The sequence below is a fragment of the Massiliimalia massiliensis genome (assembly GCF_900155615.1).
Taxonomy (GTDB): domain Bacteria; phylum Bacillota; class Clostridia; order Oscillospirales; family Ruminococcaceae; genus Massiliimalia; species Massiliimalia massiliensis.
Window position 1 is genome coordinate 588,547 of record NZ_FUHT01000004.1, and the last position, 17,580, is coordinate 606,126.

A 17,580-nucleotide genomic window follows, 5' to 3' on the forward strand; every position below is an offset into this window, starting at 1 on the left:
CCGTGTTTTTAAAAAGACCATAGGAAAGGAATTCAAGTAATATGAACCAGTCTTTGCAGAACAACAGGAAAGTATTCTTTTTTCGGAATGATTATCTGAATATCTTCGTGATCAGCCTGATTGTTGCGGCAGTCATCTTTCTCCCATTCATAATCTATGAAAAGGGATATTTTTTGTATTACGGGGATTTTAATGTCCAGCAGATCCCATTTTATCTTCATGCACATGACGCGATTCGGGACGGGCAGATTTTTTGGGATTGGGGGACAGACCTCGGTGCCAATTTTATCGGTTCGTACAGCTTTTATCTGCTCACCAGTCCCTTTTTCCTTTTAACCCTTGCTTTTCCCAGCAGCATGGTTCCGCTCTTAATGGGGCCTTTGCTGATCTTAAAGTTTGGATGCGCGGGGCTGACAGGCTTTGCTTTTTTAAAGCGTTTTACCAAGAATAATTACTACGCGGTTATAGGGGCGCTGATGTATGCGTTCTGCGGGTTCAACCAGTTTAATATCTTTTTCAACCATTTCCATGAGGCGGTTATTTTATTTCCTCTGCTGCTGGTTGCGCTGGAAGAGTTTGTCGTGAATGGGAGAAGAGGATGCTTTGCGCTTGCGGTTGCATTATGCGCGGTAGTAAACTATTTCTTCTTTTTCGGACAGGTTACCTTTACAATTATTTATTTTATTGTTCGGTGTTTCTCACCGGATTTTCGGATCAATGCCAAGAAATTCCTGCTCCTGCTATTTGAGGCGGTGCTGGGCGTTCTGCTTGCCTGTATCGTGCTCCTTCCCTCTGCGCTGGCGATTATTGATAATCCGAGAACCAGCTCGATGTATTACGGAATGAATATGCTGCTTTATAATAATGTGCAGCGTTATGGATTGATTCTTCAAAGCCTGTTTTTCCCGCCGGATATCCCATCCCGGCCGAATTTCTTTCCGGATTCCAATGCCAAATGGTCGTCCGTTTCGGCTTATCTGCCGCTCTTCAGTATGAGTGGTGTAGCAGTCTTTTGCAGGTATGCCAAAAAGCATTGGCTGAAGCGGATTTTGCTTATCTGCGGGATTATGGCGCTGGTTCCTATTTTGAATAGCTCTTTCTATGCTTTTAATTCCAGCTATTATGCCCGCTGGTTTTATATGCCGGTATTGATGATGTGTCTTGCCACCTGTTTTGCGCTGCAGGATGTTAAGATGGATTTCTCGTTTGGGATAAAATTCTGTACCGTAATGGTATGCGCGTTTGCACTGATCGGAGTGCTGCCGACCAAGGACGAGGACGGAGTGGTAAAGTGGTTCCAGTTTGAACCGTATCCTGAGCGCTTGTGGGCATATGTCCTGATTGCGCTGCTTTCGGTTTTACTGCTCTGGGTACTCTATTACCAGACCCGTCATAGCAAGGTGTTTTACCGACAGGCAGCCGGTTTTATCTGCCTGATTTCGGTAATCAGCACCATGATGGTAATTGGCACCGGCAAGCAGCATGCCTCCGGAGATATTTATGATTTAGTGGTCGAGCAGGGAATTAAGGGAAAAGAAAACTTTACTCTGGATGAAAGCGAATTTTACCGGGTGGACGAGTATGAGCTATTGGACAACATGCCGATGTACTGGGATATGTCTACGATTCAGTGCTTCCATTCTGTTGTCCCGGCTTCGATTATGGAATTCTATGAAAATATCGATATTGATCGGGATGTCGCGTCCAGGCCGGAATTATCCTATTATGGGCTGAGAGCATTGACCAGTGTAAAATATCTCTTTGCGGAGATCGATGAGGAAGAGCAGCCCTCGCTGTATGGCTTTGAACTGATAGGCCAGCAGAACGGGCTGAATGTATATGAAAACCAATACTTTATCCCGATGGGCTTTACCTATGACTATTACGCGGACAGCACTGTTCAGGAAAATTATCTGGCCTCCAGTAAAGATAAGCTGATGCTCCGGGCTATTCTTTTATCTGATGAGGACGCGCAAAAATACAGCGATATTCTGGAACGTCTGCCGGAGGACCAGATGCCCGACATTACAGAGGAGGATTATTATCTGGATTGCCAGGACCGGGCGGCCGGCGCGGGGACAGAGTTTACCTATGATACCAATGGCTTTACTTCTCAAATCACGCTATCCCGTGATAACCTGGTGTTCTATTCCGTACCCTATGAACGCGGTTGGACGGCGTATGTCAATGGGGAGAAAACAGAAATTGTCAAAGCGAATGTCGGCTTTATGGCTGTAAAAGCTCCTGCGGGCGAAAATACAATCGTGTTCCGCTATCGGACGCCGGGGCTTTATGAGGGGATCGCTGTCAGCTTTGCGGCGCTGAATGTATGGATACTTTATGTATGGTATATGAGGCGGTATCGCAGAAAGCATCCGGAGGCAAAGGTAAGGGCAAAGAGGCATCGGCTGCCTTATGCGGAGCCGGATGGCATTAATCGTGCGCAATATGCCTATATCAAGGCAGTGCTGTCTGACAGTTCGACGCAGGAGGAGAAAGACGGCAAAACAAAAAAGAGCTGATTAACAGCTCTTTTTTGTAAAGGGGAAACAGCTAGGAACACGAACTAACGACAATCATTTTCGAACTTGTTCTGAGCTTCTGGATTTTGTTTTTTATTATTAAACTGAGACTGTTTTTTGTTCTGAGCAGACGGATTATTTTTATTCTGCGGATTCACGTTATTGCTCGGACAATTGTTACTTTTGTTTTTTGCAGACATGATTTCACCTCATTTGTTTTTTTGTCAAAGATTTTTCTTTGACGAAAATAGTTTTCGCAAAACATTGTGGTTTATGCCAAGAAAAAATTGTCAAGTTCAAATGAAAGAAACAGGATAAGTGTTGCTAACAATCGAAAAATAGTATATAATAGATAACCGTAAATGAAGTAAAATTTTGAGAAAGGCTTGTGTTTTAGTTATGTCAGGACATTCCAAATGGAAAAATATTATGCACAAAAAGGGAAAAACCGATGCTCAGCGTGCAAAGGTTTTTACTAAAATCGGACGTGAAATCATGGTTGCCGTCAAAGAAGGCGGGGCAGATCCGGCTGCGAACGGAAAACTGCGCGACCTGATTGCAAAGGCGAAACAGAATAACGTTCCGAACGATAATATTGACCGGGTTATTAAAAAGGCTGCCGGCGGCGATGATAAAAATAACTATGAGAGCATGGTCTATGAAGGATACGGCCCGAATGGCGTTGCTGTAATTGTAGAAGCACTGACGGACAACAAAAACCGTACTGCCGGAGAGGTTCGCCATTACTTTGATAAATTCGGCGGAAACCTTGGGACGTCCGGATGTGTTTCCTATATGTTCTCCACCAAGGGAATCGTCATATTGGAAAACGACGGTTTGGATGAGGAAAAGGTAATGGAGGATTGCATGGAAGCCGGAGTCGAGGATTTTGATTTTGGGGAAGAAGCAGTTGAAATCGAAACCTTGCCGGCGGAATGCGGGGATGTCCGGGAATTTCTTGAAGGAAAAGGCTATACGGTTATTTCTGCAGAGGTAGAGCAGGTTCCGAGCACTTATACGCAGCTGACAGAACCGGAACATATTCGGAAGATGAACTTACTGCTGGATGCACTCGAAGAAAACGATGATGTACAGAATGTTTTCCATAACTGGGAGAACCAGGATGACGGGGAATAAATAAGAGAATGGGGGATCTGTTTTAAAAGACAGATCCCTTTATTTTGCAAACCTGAGGAAATTCGATTTTTCTTTACAAATTATTCATATTGTGATACAATAAAGCGAATTTGAAAATTAGGAGGACATTGATATGGTAGTTACTTCAACTAAGGAATTATCAAAAGGCGCTACCCTTCTGCTGGGAATTCAGCATCTGTTTGCCATGTTTGGTTCCACTGTGCTTGTGCCGGCGCTGACTGGACTCAACCCGTCTGTCGCGCTTATCTGCGCTGGGATTGGGACGCTGATTTTCCATTTTGTGACCGGGCATAAGGTACCGGTGTTTGTCGGTTCCAGTTTTGCGTTTCTTGCTGCTTTGCAGATTACGATTCCAAAATATGGAATCCCTGCCACACAGGGCGGCATTATCGTTGCCGGCGCGGTTTATCTTTTGCTGGCGCTGCTGGTTAAGCTGATCGGTGTAAAGCGGGTACGCAGCCTGTTTCCTCCGGTTGTAACCGGGCCGGTCATTGTTGTGATCGGTTTAACTCTTGCGCCAACCGGGATTGAGATGGCAAAAACAAACTGGTGGGTTGCAGTATTTGTTCTAATTATTATTGTTGTGGTTTCTATCTTTGCCAAGGGCTTCTTCAAACTGGTTCCTATTCTAATTGGCCTTTTGGGCGGCTACATCCTGTCCATTATTTTAACGTTGACTGGTGTTTGTCCGGGATTGGTTGATTTTCAGCCGATTGCGGACGCCAGTATTATCAGTCCGTTCTGGAAAATAGGTGAGTTCTTCACCCTTCCGGAATTTAATCTTGAAGCGGTTGCCTTGCTTGCGCCGATTGCTTTTGTAACCTTTATGGAGCATATTGGGGACGTCACCACAAACGGATCGGTTGTTGGGAAGGATTTCCTGGAGGATCCGGGACTCCACAGAACTCTGATCGGGGACGGGCTTGCTACCATGGCGGCCGGACTATTGGGTGGGCCTGCCAATACCACCTATTCTGAAAATACCGGCGTTTTGGCTGTTACAAAGGTATACGATACTATCGTTTTAAAGATTGCCGCAGTTTTTGCAATTGCGCTGGGGCTGTTCGGAAAGGTTGGAGCAGTGATTCTCTGTATTCCGGATGCAGTAAAAGGCGGGATGGCGGTTGTCCTTTTCGGAATGATCGCCGCGGTCGGTATGCGCACCATAACAGAAGCGCAGCTTGATTTTGCTCATAGCAGAAACCTGCTGATTACCGGACTGATCCTGGTATTTGGCCTAGGCCTGAGCAGCGGAATCAGCTTTGGCGATTTCCAGATTTCCGGATTGTTTGTTGCAGTTGTTGTCGGTGTTGCTGCGAACAAATTACTGCCGTTAGAAGAATAATATCAAAAGTAAAAAGCTCTGCAGATAAAATTTGCAGAGCTTTTTTTATATCATAAAGAATGTTTCCTTTTGCTTTCTTCTAGATTTCTTTCCCGGACAGTGCTATAATAAAAAAGGTAATTTTATATGTGGAAAATTTTGAAAGTGTAATCTTTCAAACCCAGTTTTGCAGTTTTCGCTGTCTCATCAGGCATCGATTTGGCTTTGCAAAACCAACCACAATTCCGAAAGGAGGAGGCTTTCACTGCGCGAAAGCCATAGTCAAACGATGATTTTAGTAATCGACGGACAGGGCGGCGGCATTGGCCGATCCCTGATTGAGCAATTGAAAAAGCGGCTGCCGGATGAGCAGGTGGTGGCAGTCGGGACGAACTCCGGCGCAGCCTCAGCGATGTTAAAGGCGGGTGCTGACGCGGGTGCAACCGGGGAAAATGCAGTGATCTATAACAGCAAGCGTGCTGATGTAATCGCCGGACCGGTAGGAATTCTGCTGGCAAATTCCATGTTCGGGGAGGTTTCGCCAAGCATGGCTGCGGCTGTATCAGAAAGCCAGGCGCAGAAAATTTTAATTCCAATTGCAAAATGTAATGCTGTAGTAGTCGGCACGCAAACTAAGCCGATTGTACAGTATATCGAAGAGGCAGTTCAAATGATTGCAGAACAGATAGAAGGGAAGATCTGATCAATGAGCAAAGTCAATTTATATCAAGTCCATCAGGTAAACGACTATACCTATATCATTGCGGAGGATTTGGATCATCAGGTAGACACAATGGCCTTGGTGATAGGAAAGAAAAAGGCTGCTCTGATCGATACCGGCGCCGGAATTGGGAATCTGAGGGAGGTTGTTGAAGAATTGACTGACCTGCCGGTGATGGTTCTGACTACCCATCTGCATACAGACCATGCGGGCGGTAATCCGTTGTTTGATGAAATTTATGTCAATGAGCGCGATGCGTTTCTGATGCCGGAATCCATGGGACTCGATTTCCGGATGCGGTATGTGAGAGCCTGCGTAACGGATAACCCGGACAAGCTCAATCAAATCGAAAAGGGAATCAATCGGGTCACCTCGTTTGATTATCAGTCCATCGACGATGGAGATATCATTGATTTAGGCGGGATTACGTTGAGAACTATCGCTTTTCCCGGACATACACCGGGCTCTCTGATGTTTTATGATGAGTCCTCCCGCATTCTCTTTTCCGGAGATTCTGTTAACCCGTCTCCGTGGCTGTTTCTAGAGTATTCAGTTCCCCTGCACGAATATCTGGACAAGCTGAGACAACTAAAGCCATTGCTTGCCGAAGCGGGCCGGATTTATTGTGGTCATGGAGTTGATGCGCTGGAAGACGAGGTGGTTCCTGATCTGGAAGAATGCTGTTTGGAAATTTTGGGCGGCGCCGCAGGCAAGCCTACCCGGACAGTCGGGGGAGATGCCTGCAAATACCGGCATGGCTGTGTGACGGTATTTTATAACCCGGAAAAACTATGAGTGAGGAAATAAGAATGAAAGCAAGAATTGTAAAGCCGCAGGAGCTAGTGCTGTATTATCCAAAAGAGAATGAGAAAATTGCAGAAGTACTGAAGCGCTTGGATGTACCGGTTCGGCTTTTAAGCGACAGCGAGCTGGAGCAGACGGTTGCAGAATGTCTGCAGGGCGGGCAAAAGGAATTAGAATCCACTGTCTCGGAGCGGCTGCCAGAAGCTTTTTTGCTCTTCAGCGGGGTTGCGGAGAAACGTTTCCAAACCGTTTTGAACGAACTGCGTCCGGCTGCGCCCCACCTGATCAAAGCGGTAGTGACACAGCATAACAGTTCCTGGAAGGTTTCGGAACTGTTTGAGGAGCTCTGCCGGGAACGGGAAAGCCTGGGCGTCCATCAAAAGTAACTTTAAACCAAAAGAGGGTAGAAAAAGATCGGTTTTTCAGCAAAATTCCGATCTGTTAAATTGATAACAAAAATATACTTGATTAAACGGAAAAAAATGATTATAATGATATGTGGTAAAGTGCCGTAGACGTATAAAGTCTTATACAGTTGATTAAGGTAAAACCGAAAGGAGTTTTCAAATGATTTATTCACATGAAGTAGAGAAAATGTGTCCAGTGGCACAAGGCGTTGCTCATGGTGCTGCTCCGATCCCGGAAGAAGCCAAATGGGTGAAGGCAAAAGAGATTACTGATATTTCCGGTTTAACACACGGTATTGGCTGGTGTGCTCCGCAGCAGGGTACCTGTAAATTAACCTTGAATGTAAAAGAGGGAATCATTCAGGAAGCGCTGGTGGAAACCATCGGATGTTCTGGGATGACTCATTCCGCTGCAATGGCTTCTGAAATTCTGCCGGGCAGAACTGTTTTGGAAGCGCTGAACACTGACCTTGTTTGTGACGCAATCAATACTGCAATGAGAGAACTGTTCCTGCAGATTGTATACGGCAGAACTCAGAGTGCTTTCTCTGAAGACGGCTTACCGGTCGGCGCTGGCCTGGAAGACCTCGGAAAAGGGCTTCGTTCTCAGGTTGGTACTATGTATGGAACATTGAAAAAAGGTCCGCGTTACCTGGAAATGGCAGAAGGCTATGTCACCGGGATTGCTCTTGACGAAGACAATGAAATCATTGGTTATCAGTTCGTCAACTTCGGCAAAATGATGGACTTCATGAAAAAAGGCGATGACGCTGCAACAGCATTTGAAAAATCCAAAGGTCAGTATGGCCGTGTTGCTGACGCTGCAAAAATCATCGACCCGCGTGAAGAGTAATTGAGGAGGTAACACGAAGATGGCTTTATTTGAATCTTATGAAAGAAGAATTGATAAAATCAATTCTGTTCTGAATAGTTATGGAATTGCTTCCATTGAAGAAGCTGAAAAAATTACAAAGGATGCCGGCCTGAACATCTATGACCAGGTAAAAGCAATTCAGCCGATTTGCTTCGAAAACGCTTGCTGGGCTTACACTGTTGGTGTTGCAATTGCAATCAAAAAGGGCTGCACCAGAGCGGCTGACGCTGCAGCTGCAATCGGGGAAGGCCTGCAGGCTTTCTGCATTCCGGGTTCTGTTGCTGACCAGCGTAAGGTTGGCTTGGGCCATGGGAATCTCGGCAAAATGCTGCTGGAAGAAGAAACTGAATGCTTTGCTTTCCTGGCTGGCCACGAATCCTTTGCTGCTGCGGAAGGTGCGATCGGAATCGCCGAAAAGGCAAACAAAGTTCGCCAGAAACCGTTAAGAGTTATCCTCAACGGCCTCGGCAAGGACGCTGCTCAGATCATCTCCAGAATCAACGGCTTTACCTATGTTGAAACTGAAATGGATTACTATACCGGAGAAGTAAAAGAGGTTTTCCGTAAATCCTATTCTACCGGTTTAAGAGCAAAGGTTAACTGCTACGGCGCAAACGACGTAACTGAAGGCGTTGCGATCATGCACAAGGAAGGCGTTGATGTTTCTATCACCGGGAACTCTACCAATCCGACCAGATTCCAGCATCCAGTTGCGGGAACCTATAAAAAAGAATGTGTCGAACAGGGTAAGAAATATTTCTCTGTTGCGTCCGGCGGCGGCACGGGTCGTACCCTGCACCCGGACAACATGGCTGCTGGTCCTGCGTCCTACGGTATGACTGATACCATGGGCCGTATGCACTCTGACGCTCAGTTTGCAGGATCCTCTTCTGTTCCGGCTCACGTGGAAATGATGGGTCTCATCGGCATGGGCAACAACCCGATGGTTGGTGCTACTGTTGCTTGTGCTGTTGCTGTCGAAGAAGCAATGAAAAACAAATAAGAATCCGCATGAATCGTGGGTTCATCTTAAAAAGGGCTGCTCGTTGAGCGGCTCTTTTTTTGTCTCAAAATCTTCTGAAGAAGATAGGAATGTGGCATTTGTACCCAAATTGTACCCTGAATTTCTGAATGGGGTACAGTTTTGTACCCCGAGGTTGGGTACATGGGTCGGCGAAGTCGCATCACTGCTGGATTTCTGCGGGTATATACTGACATCCTGCAATATCGTTTCAATACTTTTTTGATCTTGAATCTGTTGAAGATTACTCCCATTTCCGTTTACCGGAATATTCTCTAAGATATTGGTTGTCTGTTGTTTCATAGCTTGAGTGATATGTGTATAAATCTGTAAAGTGACTTGAACACTCTTATGTCCCAGGCGTTCCTGTACATCCTTAATATATGCTCCTCTTTCAATCAGCATAGTTGTATGTGTATGCCGAAGTGCATGATAAGTATAGTGCGCATAACCCAGGTCATAATGAATGACTCTTGCACAGTGCATCATAATGCGAGGAGAGATAAATGAACCGTTTTCTCTTACGTTCAGCATATGTATTTCTTTACAGTCTACTCCTTTCTCTGTTACAATTTGACGTTTTGGATTTTCATAAAGATGGATATAGCATTCTCTGTAGAATGCTATTGCACGATCTTCAAAAATTGAGACTTTCCGCAATTCTTCTAACGTAATTTTATCTAATTTTATTTTGCGAAAAGAATTATATTTGGGTTCTGTAAAGGTCCAGTATCCTTTTAGATTTTGAACTTGCTTGTTAATGTCCAATATTCCATGTTCCCAGTCGATATCATGTTTACGGTCAATCGCAAAAGCCTCACCTAACCGCAATCCACAGCGATAAGCCAGCAAAAGGGGAATATAGCATGAATTTCCAAAAGGGAAGCGGCTAATGATTTTATTCCATTCGTTCTCCAAAATAATTTCTCTTGGGTGAGAACGAGTTGGGATATCTGCTTTAGCTCGTGGAGAAGGGAGTTTAATTCCTTGCATTGGATTTGACTGGATAAATCGCAGAGGTTCCACTGCGTAAGATAGTGAGCCGCTCAATAGAGCCTTTAAACAAATTAACGTGTTTCTGCTGAATCCTTCGTTAAATTTTTCATTTAAAAATTGTTGGAGAATTGCAGGTGTAATAGAATGTAAGTGATATTTTCCTAATACTGGGCGAATATAGTTGTTGATTTTCTTTTGATACCCTAAATATGAACACTCCTTTAAGTTGATTTGACAATATTCCTTTAGCCAATAATCTAAGTAGTCTGAATAACTTATTTCGGAAGGTATAAACCTTAATCCGGAATTTTCATATTCGGCTAAAGCTTTCGTACCAGCAGTCATTGCTTCCTTTTTTGTAGAAAATCCGCTTTTGGTAAAACGTTGTCTTTTTCCATTGACTGGTGCACCCTCAAAACGATACTGCCATTTTTTTCCGCGTTTCATACATGTGACTTGAGCCAATTGTGATCGCCTCCATCATTGATTTTAGGGAGTTCTTTCACATCATCCAGATCCGTCAGATCTTTTCCCTCAGCTTCCAACAAAAACATTTTTAGAGCCTCCTCTCTTACTTTATAACTTCCGAGCTTCATTGCTGGAAGAAATCCTTTTCGGATCAAATCATACACATAGCTTGGATTGGAATGTATAATTTGAGAAATTTCTTTGACGGTATATAATGTGATACTCATTATTCTCCCTCCTTTATTCTATTGGAAGAAAATCTTCTGTCAAATTTCGATATTGATTGTTTTGGACGTTGAACATTGATGAAACGTGTAGGCATGCGTCTTTTTAATAAATAAAAATATTTTGCGTATATAGATTTTTTAGGCCCCATCTATAATGGGACATACTGTATCGGTTGACTCACATATAACTTTGTGCAACGATTGCACAAAGTTATATGTACCGCATCACAACAAATTTACGTTACTAAGTTGTGGCTGGGTAATAGCCAGCGTCGCTAAGCCATACGACATGTATCATTATCCCGGGTTATAGCAGCCATTATTTGTCAAGTAATGGATTATCGCAGAAATGCGCCGCTCGCCGGTTAGTTATACAGTATGCTACCATGATGTCTAATAAGACATATTTTTCAAGATACCAATTTTATCATATCAGGCCGATTGCCTGTATTGATACAGGATGTGTCATGGTTTATGGAAAAACCGCTGTAAAAGTGCTTTCCTTAAAGCAGGTAAACCTTTAATCAATGCAATTTTTATTTCCTGTTCTAAATCTTCATCAAAAACTTTTCCGACAATTATTCCGTCTGGAGAATAAACTGGTCGCATTGAAGCGCTTCGTATGTATTTACTATAAAAATTTAGAAGCTGTAAATCAGTATCAGATTGATTGTTAATAAAATCTAAAATTAAATTTGCAGACGGTAAAGGGATTTGCTTTTGCGAATCATATTTTTTCATAATCGTGGAGCCTCCTCCTAAGGTACTTGAGAGCTAGGGATTTGTGCTTTTCTGCCATTCTTGTACTGATTCCCATTTCTTTAGCTATTTGATAAAGAGGTATCTCAAAAAGAACATTTTTAATTAGAACATTTTTTTGCTTTGCTGTTAATTGGCTAATAGCCTCTTCTAATTCGATTTGTTGAATAGAGATATTATTATTTGCAAACTCAATATGACCACAGTTTACCTCTTCTAAATCTGAATCAATAAAATATAAATTTTCCTGGAATTTTTCCAGTTCTACGAATATGATGTCATATTTTTGGGCTTTCTGTTGATCTTTACAAAATCGCCTTTGAGTATTATTGATGATAGTTTTCAAATATTTATCAATGTATTCAATTATTTCATCACTAACATTTTCAGCTTTTAAAGGAAAGAACAACATCTCGCATCACCTTACCCCTTCATATAGAAGACAAGGTAAAAACGAGCTAAAAACCGAACCTTGTAAATATGAATTTTTTGTAAATATTAAAAAGGTTGAACTTGTCTTTTATAATTATTCAACATGTATTTTCTCCTGGATTTTAATATTAAAAAATAAAAGGTAGATATTTGGATAATGGATATCCAAATATTTACCTTTTTAAAATTTATGATATAAATTATTTGATCCTCTATGATATAACCAAGATATATCCGAAAGGTTAGTTTGTGGGAACTGCAGCTGTTACTTCCGCAGAGTGACATGGAATATTCACGGTAGAAAGCAAATTGTCTGGCGGTGCATTAACCGATTGGAGTTTGGACCGAAATCGTGCGGGAATTCGCCAAGTATAGAAGTAACCATGCTTTATCATGCTATAACTCAAGGGATTCGTTCACTGATACATAATCAGCATAAAGAAGTGACTGCCGCATTGCAAGATACCCTCATCATCGTGTGACTGGAGAAAAGGAAGAAGTAATCCCTATTATAATAGAGAACAAAATCAAAGAATTGGAAACCGAATTCGATCGACTGCTGGTTCTGGCGGTAGATGAGAATGAGATCATTGACAGAAAACTGGAACAGCTCAGTGCGCCATTCTTAAATTAAAGCGCAGAAAAAACAAACCGAATCTTCGGCAGAACATATAAAAGCAGTGGAATCCGAAACAGAAGAAATGGTAAACCTTATTTTAACGGAGAATCTTGATCTCACAGAATATTCCGATTTCTTAGGGTATTGTATCATTGAGAGAAACACCTGCAGAGTATATACTACCGGTGTTTCTCTGTTCCTACTGTTTTATTAAGGGATTGGAGCTTGTGGTAGAAAGAAGTTAATAATAATTGAAAAATTCAAATTTTTTGATTCTGGATTATCATACAGAAGGATGCTATATTTGAAACATCAATTAACTAGTTGGAAAATGAATTACCTTAATTATTTCCTTGAATATTTCGGTAATGAGTAGGAGAATTTCCAGTATATTTTTTGAAGACTTGCGTAAAATATCGATAATTTTTAAATCCAACGTATTCTGCGATTTCATAAGACATCATGGATGTACCGCGAAGCAATTCCTTTGCCTTTTGTACACGCAGTTTATTTAAATATTCTGTGATAGGAATTCCTTCAATCGAATTAAAAATATGACAGAGATAACTTGGGCTCCGCTCCACCTGTTGTGCAATCTGCTCTACCGATAAAGGCAATGTATAATTTTGATTCATAAAGTCCTTTGCCCGTTTGATGATCCATCTGCTTTTTGAAGGCTGATTTTGCTTGATAATCGCTAGAATGTCACAATAAAAAAATTCAACCTGATGAATGTATTCTTCTAATATAGAGAAGTGCTTTACATATTGAATATAGCCTAAATTAAGTAAATTATTTCTAACATCCACTCTATCGTCTATCTGGACCGATAGCATAGAAACTAATTGAAAACAGTAGTTTTGGATAGTTTTAATATCCGTGATATCTGAAAAACGATAGCTTTGAAATAAGGGGTGTAGTAAATGGAGACAGGATTCGATATTCACAGATCGAATGGCTTTAGTTAATTCTCCTCGAATAGAATCGGGAGAAATGGGGTGTTCGAACTGTTTTTTAGAAAATTGTTGTGAAGTGAGTGTGACTCCATTGCCAATAAAAAAGCGGTACTGCAATGTTTTTTCTGCATCTCGAAGGGCACTTTGAAACGAATAAGCAGAAAACATATCGCTAAAAGCTATCGTAGATTGTTGATTATATTTTTGACAAAATGTATCGATGAAGTTTGAAGCAGTCTCTTGCACGGATGACGAATCTGATGCTGAAGAAAGATTAAAAAACAACAAAATCTGATTTGCTTTATTTCCAGGCATCCAAAATACTTCGATTGGGTATGAATGAGACAAAGCATCAGTGATTTCTGTTAAATCCAATGGGGCTGGTTTAGCTTCATCAAGCGGATCATATGGTAATAGTTCTACCAGACTTGTCAGAAGATAAGGCTGATTCCAACGAAATCCGGCGGAATGAATGAAAAGAGCAAGTTCTTCTTTAACTAAATTAGGATCTTTTAAGAGTTTTTTGATCGTAGAGGAGAAGTCGTTTGATGTCTGTAATATAGGAGTGCTGTGCTTGATCTCTTCAACGGTCATTCGCACTCTGTCAATAAGGTCGTCTATATTGACCGGCTTTACCAGATATTCCTTCACACCAATAGAAATGGCTTGTTTTGCATAAGAAAAATCAGTGTATCCGCTCAATAATAGAATTTTTGTTTTTGGATACAGTCTTGATACACATTCTGCAAGTTCTAAACCATCCATACCAGGCATTCTGATATCGGTTAACAAAATATCGGGTGTCGACTGACGAATATATTTCATTGCTTCAATTCCATTCTTAGCACTGGATACAGAATCAATTCCAATAGATCTCCAATCGATCGTCTCCACTAAACCTTCCCGAATACTGGACTCATCGTCGACAACTAATAATTTCATAGGGACCTCCTTTTATAATGGTAAATCGTCACTAGGCGGCTTTATCAAAATAGGAAGCCGTAAAGTAACGTTAGTTCCGATTCCTGGAATGCTATGAAATGTTATTCCGTATTCCTTACCAAAATGCAATCGCAATCGGTCATCAATGTTCTTTAACGCAAAAGCCTTTTGGGGATTATTGTCAAGTAACTGTTTCATCACCAGTTCTTCATTGATTCCAATACCGTCATCTTTGACAGTGATAATGACATCCTCATTGTCAATTTTTCCTATAATGGATAAATGACCATCATCAATTTTATTTTCCAGTCCATGTACAATGGAGTTTTCTACCAACGGTTGTAAGATAAGCCGGATAGTATACAACGATTTCACCTGATTGTCAAAATCAATTGTATAGGATAATTTCTCTTTAAAACGCAATTTCTGGATATTTAAATAATTTTCAATATGGTGAATCTCTTCCTGAAATGTGACAAACTTACTTTCCTTACTCAAGTAATACCGAAACAAATCAGAAAGCATCTCTATCTGCTGGCTGACTTCCAAGGCCCCTTGTCGTCGTGCATTCCAGCGGATACTGTCCAAAGTGTTATATAAAAAATGAGGATTGATTTGAGAATTCATATATAATAGTTCTGCTATTGTTTCCTGACGTTTAATTTCAGCATTCTTTTGGATTAGAAAACCGATTCGATCTGTCATCTGATTGAAACTATCTGCGAGCTGCCCGAATTCATCCCGTGAACGAATATCGGCTTTTGTATTTAAATTTCCGTCTTGTAAATCTTGTGTTGCTGTCATAAGCCGCTTTAAAGGTCTTAATATGAAAAACGAAAGTAAAATACAAAGAATGAGAGAAAACAGGATAACACCGAAAGCAACAATATATGTGTATTGCTTGATAGACAAAGCCTGTTCCTCAATACTGGAGGCAGGGATAACATGTACCAAACGCCATCCATTGTTAATTGGATTTCCGACAATAAGATAATGATCTCCACTCTTTGATGACAATGTAAAAGTTTTTGCTTCGGTGGACTCTAGATCAATACATTGAGCTTTAATATTCGTAAGCACACCCTCTTCCTGCAGCTTTCCGGAAGAAGAGACTATTTTGCCATCACGGTTTAATAACAGGACCATTGAATTAGGTAGGTAATTAAATTCAGACATTAGATCAATAAATTCTTGTTCCCGTATATCTATTCGCAAGGTACCAATTGGGATTTGACCATAAGAGGTCGTGATTTTTTGATAGAAAGAAATAAGAGAAACTTGATCATTATAAAAGGTAGAGACTGTTCTGGGGAGATTCCACAAACTTTTTTGTGTCCCATCTGAAAAAGTATTGTCAAAATTTTCATCCTCAGGAAAAGTATTCCCTACCGAAATGCCGATCTGCCCATCCAGTGTCGATACTTTTAAATAATAAATGTTGTTGTCATCCAAACGATTCACACCAAATTGATCCTGAAAATACTTGGACTCCACACGAGTACCGATAAATCGATTGGGGTTAAAATCCATTAGTAAATCTTGGATATCCTCGTTATAAACAATATCAAAAGTCAACCGATCAATCTGCTCTATATAATCTTCCAATTTAAGGGTAGCTTCATCGATTTTTTGTGAGGAAAGTGTAATTTCTTTCTCCAAAAAATAGTTGTAGTAACGGTTATGTACTAAAAACCCCATTATAAGTAGAGGCATAAAGAGAAAGAGAAGAAATACCAATAATAATTTGTGCTGTAGAGAGAATGTGACCCGTCTTTTCATAGGAATCCCCCTAATTTCTTTTGTTTTTATAAATTATAACAAATTATCATAAGGATGGCTAGTGAGAAAAATGCTATTAAAATCTAAGAATATTGAACATTAACTAAATTTTAGTGGATTGTGGCAAAGAAGTATTTTGTTTATAATAAAACCATAGAATTAATTCTATCAATGAAACTTGTTGCAAAGATAAATGAACAGGAGGCAGTTTATGAAAAAGAAACATTTTATTTCAATATTGGCAGCTTTAATGGCAAGCAGTATGCTTTTTACCGCTTGCGGTACAACAACCACACCAGATGGTGATAGTTCCGAATCAGGTGGTTCGGAGGCAAAAACTGGTGAACCGGTAACAATACGTTACATGACATGGGAAGATGGAGACTGGCAAACATTTAGTGAAGAATTTATCGATAAATATATGAAAGATAATCCGAACGTCACCATCCAGTATGAACCAACTGCTGGCGATGGGTATATGACCAAACTGAAAACTTCACTCTCTTCGGGTACTGCTCCTGATGTTGCATGGGTAGATGGCTGGCAGGAAATGTTTAAGATGGATGTTTTTGAACCTTTGGATGATTATATTGCAAAATATAATTTTGATTTAGACGTCCAGAATCCTGCTTTAATTGAGAGCGGAAGTTACAATGGAAAAATTTATGGCTTATTCGGTTGGGCAGGCGTTACTGGAATTTATTATAACAAGCAATTATTTGATGATGCCGGAGTTGCTTATCCACAAGAAGGATGGACATGGGATGACTGCAAAAATATTGCTACTCAAATGACGAAAGGCGATGGCGCGGATAAAGTATACGGAATTGACATTCAGCTTGACTGGAGTGGTCAATATGAAACCATGATGTGGGGCAATGGCGCGCGAATCATTGATGACGACTTAAATTATGATGGCGTTATGAATTCTGATAAGATGGTAGAGGCTCTGGATTGGTACACCAGCTTTGTAAAAGACGGTGTTTCTCCACAATCCACTTCACTCAAGGCAGCTGGCGGCGGAGATGAAATGTTCAAGAGTGGTCAGCTTGCCATGCATTATGCTTTCTCTGGGTTTGTACAGTCTTTAGAAGCGGGCGGAACCTTTGATATGGATAATCTGGGCGTTGTAGGTCTGCCGGTAGCAAATAAGGGTGATAAACCTGCTGTCAATGTTACATTTACAAATCCTCTTTGCATCAGCAAGGATAGCAAAAATAAAGATGAAGCATTTAAGTTTGTAGCAGCTCGTGTGGGTGAAGAAACTGCAAGAGATTTTTGCTCTCGTGGTTGGTCTGTTCCAGGAACTACCGCTTTGGTTGAAGAATTAAAATTGATGGATGATCCATTGCTCAAGGTTTTCGCAGATCCAATACTTAATACGGATAAATATGTTTATCCAAAACCAGCTGGTACCTATAGTCCTGTAGCTTCTGCCTTAAATGATGCAATGGTGAATGCTATTAGTGCTGTAGTTGTAGAGGGAAAAGATTCAAAACAAGCTTTAGATGAAGCAGTAGAAGCGGTTAAAAAAGCAGAATAAGAAATCCTTAGTGTTAAGGAAATGGGCG

16 protein-coding genes are annotated in these 17,580 nt (G+C 41.2%); 10 read left to right on the forward strand and 6 right to left on the reverse strand.

Annotated elements, in window-relative coordinates; all coding sequences use genetic code 11:
• Nucleotides 1–41: 41 nt before the first annotated feature.
• The 8 genes from CZ360_RS11405 to CZ360_RS11440 all read left to right on the forward strand — a co-directional run bounded on the left by CZ360_RS11405 (nucleotide 42) and on the right by CZ360_RS11440 (nucleotide 8,813).
• Complete coding sequence (locus tag CZ360_RS11405; RefSeq protein ID WP_077534311.1) at nucleotides 42–2,522, forward strand: YfhO family protein; 2,481 nt, start codon at nucleotides 42–44, stop codon at nucleotides 2,520–2,522.
• Nucleotides 2,523–2,921: 399 nt separating this feature from the next.
• Nucleotides 2,922–3,659: a YebC/PmpR family DNA-binding transcriptional regulator gene (locus CZ360_RS11410; RefSeq protein WP_077534312.1), complete on the forward strand. Its 738-nt coding sequence runs from the start codon at nucleotides 2,922–2,924 to the stop codon at nucleotides 3,657–3,659.
• Between the two features lie 133 nt (nucleotides 3,660–3,792).
• Nucleotides 3,793–5,025, forward strand: coding sequence for a uracil-xanthine permease family protein (locus CZ360_RS11415; RefSeq protein WP_077534313.1), 1,233 nt, complete (start codon nucleotides 3,793–3,795; stop codon nucleotides 5,023–5,025).
• 268 nt (nucleotides 5,026–5,293) lie between these two features.
• Complete coding sequence (locus tag CZ360_RS11420; protein WP_077534314.1) at nucleotides 5,294–5,707, forward strand: DUF3842 family protein; 414 nt, start codon at nucleotides 5,294–5,296, stop codon at nucleotides 5,705–5,707.
• Nucleotides 5,708–5,710: 3 nt separating this feature from the next.
• Nucleotides 5,711–6,520, forward strand: coding sequence for an MBL fold metallo-hydrolase (locus tag CZ360_RS11425; protein WP_077534315.1), 810 nt, complete (start codon nucleotides 5,711–5,713; stop codon nucleotides 6,518–6,520).
• A 14-nt stretch (nucleotides 6,521–6,534) separates the two neighbouring features.
• Entirely contained in the window at nucleotides 6,535–6,915 is a 381-nt protein-coding gene (locus CZ360_RS11430) for a DUF3783 domain-containing protein (RefSeq protein ID WP_159438266.1), read from the forward strand.
• Between the two features lie 181 nt (nucleotides 6,916–7,096).
• Nucleotides 7,097–7,789: an iron-sulfur cluster assembly scaffold protein gene (locus CZ360_RS11435; protein WP_077534317.1), complete on the forward strand. Its 693-nt coding sequence runs from the start codon at nucleotides 7,097–7,099 to the stop codon at nucleotides 7,787–7,789.
• Nucleotides 7,790–7,808: 19 nt separating this feature from the next.
• Nucleotides 7,809–8,813 (forward strand): GGGtGRT protein, encoded by a 1,005-nt coding sequence (locus CZ360_RS11440; protein WP_077534318.1) that lies wholly within the window; start codon nucleotides 7,809–7,811, stop codon nucleotides 8,811–8,813.
• A 21-nt stretch (nucleotides 8,814–8,834) separates the two neighbouring features.
• On the opposite strand, the gene CZ360_RS11445 is transcribed toward CZ360_RS11440, so the two are convergent.
• The 4 genes from CZ360_RS11445 to CZ360_RS11460 all read right to left on the reverse strand — a co-directional run bounded on the left by CZ360_RS11445 (nucleotide 8,835) and on the right by CZ360_RS11460 (nucleotide 11,693).
• Nucleotides 8,835–10,292 carry a site-specific integrase gene (locus CZ360_RS11445; protein ID WP_077534319.1) on the reverse strand — a complete coding sequence of 486 codons (1,458 nt, stop codon included), beginning with the start codon at nucleotides 10,290–10,292 and terminating at the stop codon, nucleotides 8,835–8,837.
• Nucleotides 10,271–10,522 (reverse strand): helix-turn-helix domain-containing protein, encoded by a 252-nt coding sequence (locus CZ360_RS11450; protein ID WP_077534320.1) that lies wholly within the window; start codon nucleotides 10,520–10,522, stop codon nucleotides 10,271–10,273. The genes CZ360_RS11445 and CZ360_RS11450 overlap by 22 nt, the downstream gene beginning before the upstream one ends.
• A 465-nt stretch (nucleotides 10,523–10,987) precedes the next feature.
• The gene (locus tag CZ360_RS11455) at nucleotides 10,988–11,263 is read right to left on the reverse strand and encodes a helix-turn-helix domain-containing protein (RefSeq protein WP_077534321.1); all 276 of its coding nucleotides are present in this window, start codon (nucleotides 11,261–11,263) and stop codon (nucleotides 10,988–10,990) included.
• Nucleotides 11,250–11,693 carry an RNA polymerase sigma factor gene (locus CZ360_RS11460; RefSeq protein ID WP_077534322.1) on the reverse strand — a complete coding sequence of 148 codons (444 nt, stop codon included), beginning with the start codon at nucleotides 11,691–11,693 and terminating at the stop codon, nucleotides 11,250–11,252. Before CZ360_RS11460 ends, CZ360_RS11455 begins: the two co-directional genes overlap by 14 nt.
• A 250-nt stretch (nucleotides 11,694–11,943) precedes the next feature.
• On the opposite strand from CZ360_RS11460, the gene CZ360_RS14395 reads away from it, so the two are divergent.
• Nucleotides 11,944–12,195 (forward strand): recombinase zinc ribbon domain-containing protein, encoded by a 252-nt coding sequence (locus CZ360_RS14395; protein WP_077534323.1) that lies wholly within the window; start codon nucleotides 11,944–11,946, stop codon nucleotides 12,193–12,195.
• Nucleotides 12,196–12,673: 478 nt separating this feature from the next.
• Here the strand turns inward: CZ360_RS14395 and CZ360_RS11470 are convergent, their stop codons facing one another.
• Complete coding sequence (locus tag CZ360_RS11470) at nucleotides 12,674–14,230, reverse strand: response regulator transcription factor (RefSeq protein ID WP_077534324.1); 1,557 nt, start codon at nucleotides 14,228–14,230, stop codon at nucleotides 12,674–12,676.
• A 12-nt stretch (nucleotides 14,231–14,242) separates the two neighbouring features.
• Nucleotides 14,243–16,009, reverse strand: a complete 1,767-nt coding sequence (locus CZ360_RS11475; RefSeq protein ID WP_077534325.1) for a sensor histidine kinase — start codon at nucleotides 16,007–16,009, stop codon at nucleotides 14,243–14,245.
• Between the two features lie 211 nt (nucleotides 16,010–16,220).
• Between CZ360_RS11475 and CZ360_RS11480 the strand changes: the two genes are divergently transcribed.
• Nucleotides 16,221–17,552: an ABC transporter substrate-binding protein gene (locus tag CZ360_RS11480; RefSeq protein ID WP_159438268.1), complete on the forward strand. Its 1,332-nt coding sequence runs from the start codon at nucleotides 16,221–16,223 to the stop codon at nucleotides 17,550–17,552.
• The last annotated feature ends 28 nt before the right edge of the window (nucleotides 17,553–17,580 follow it).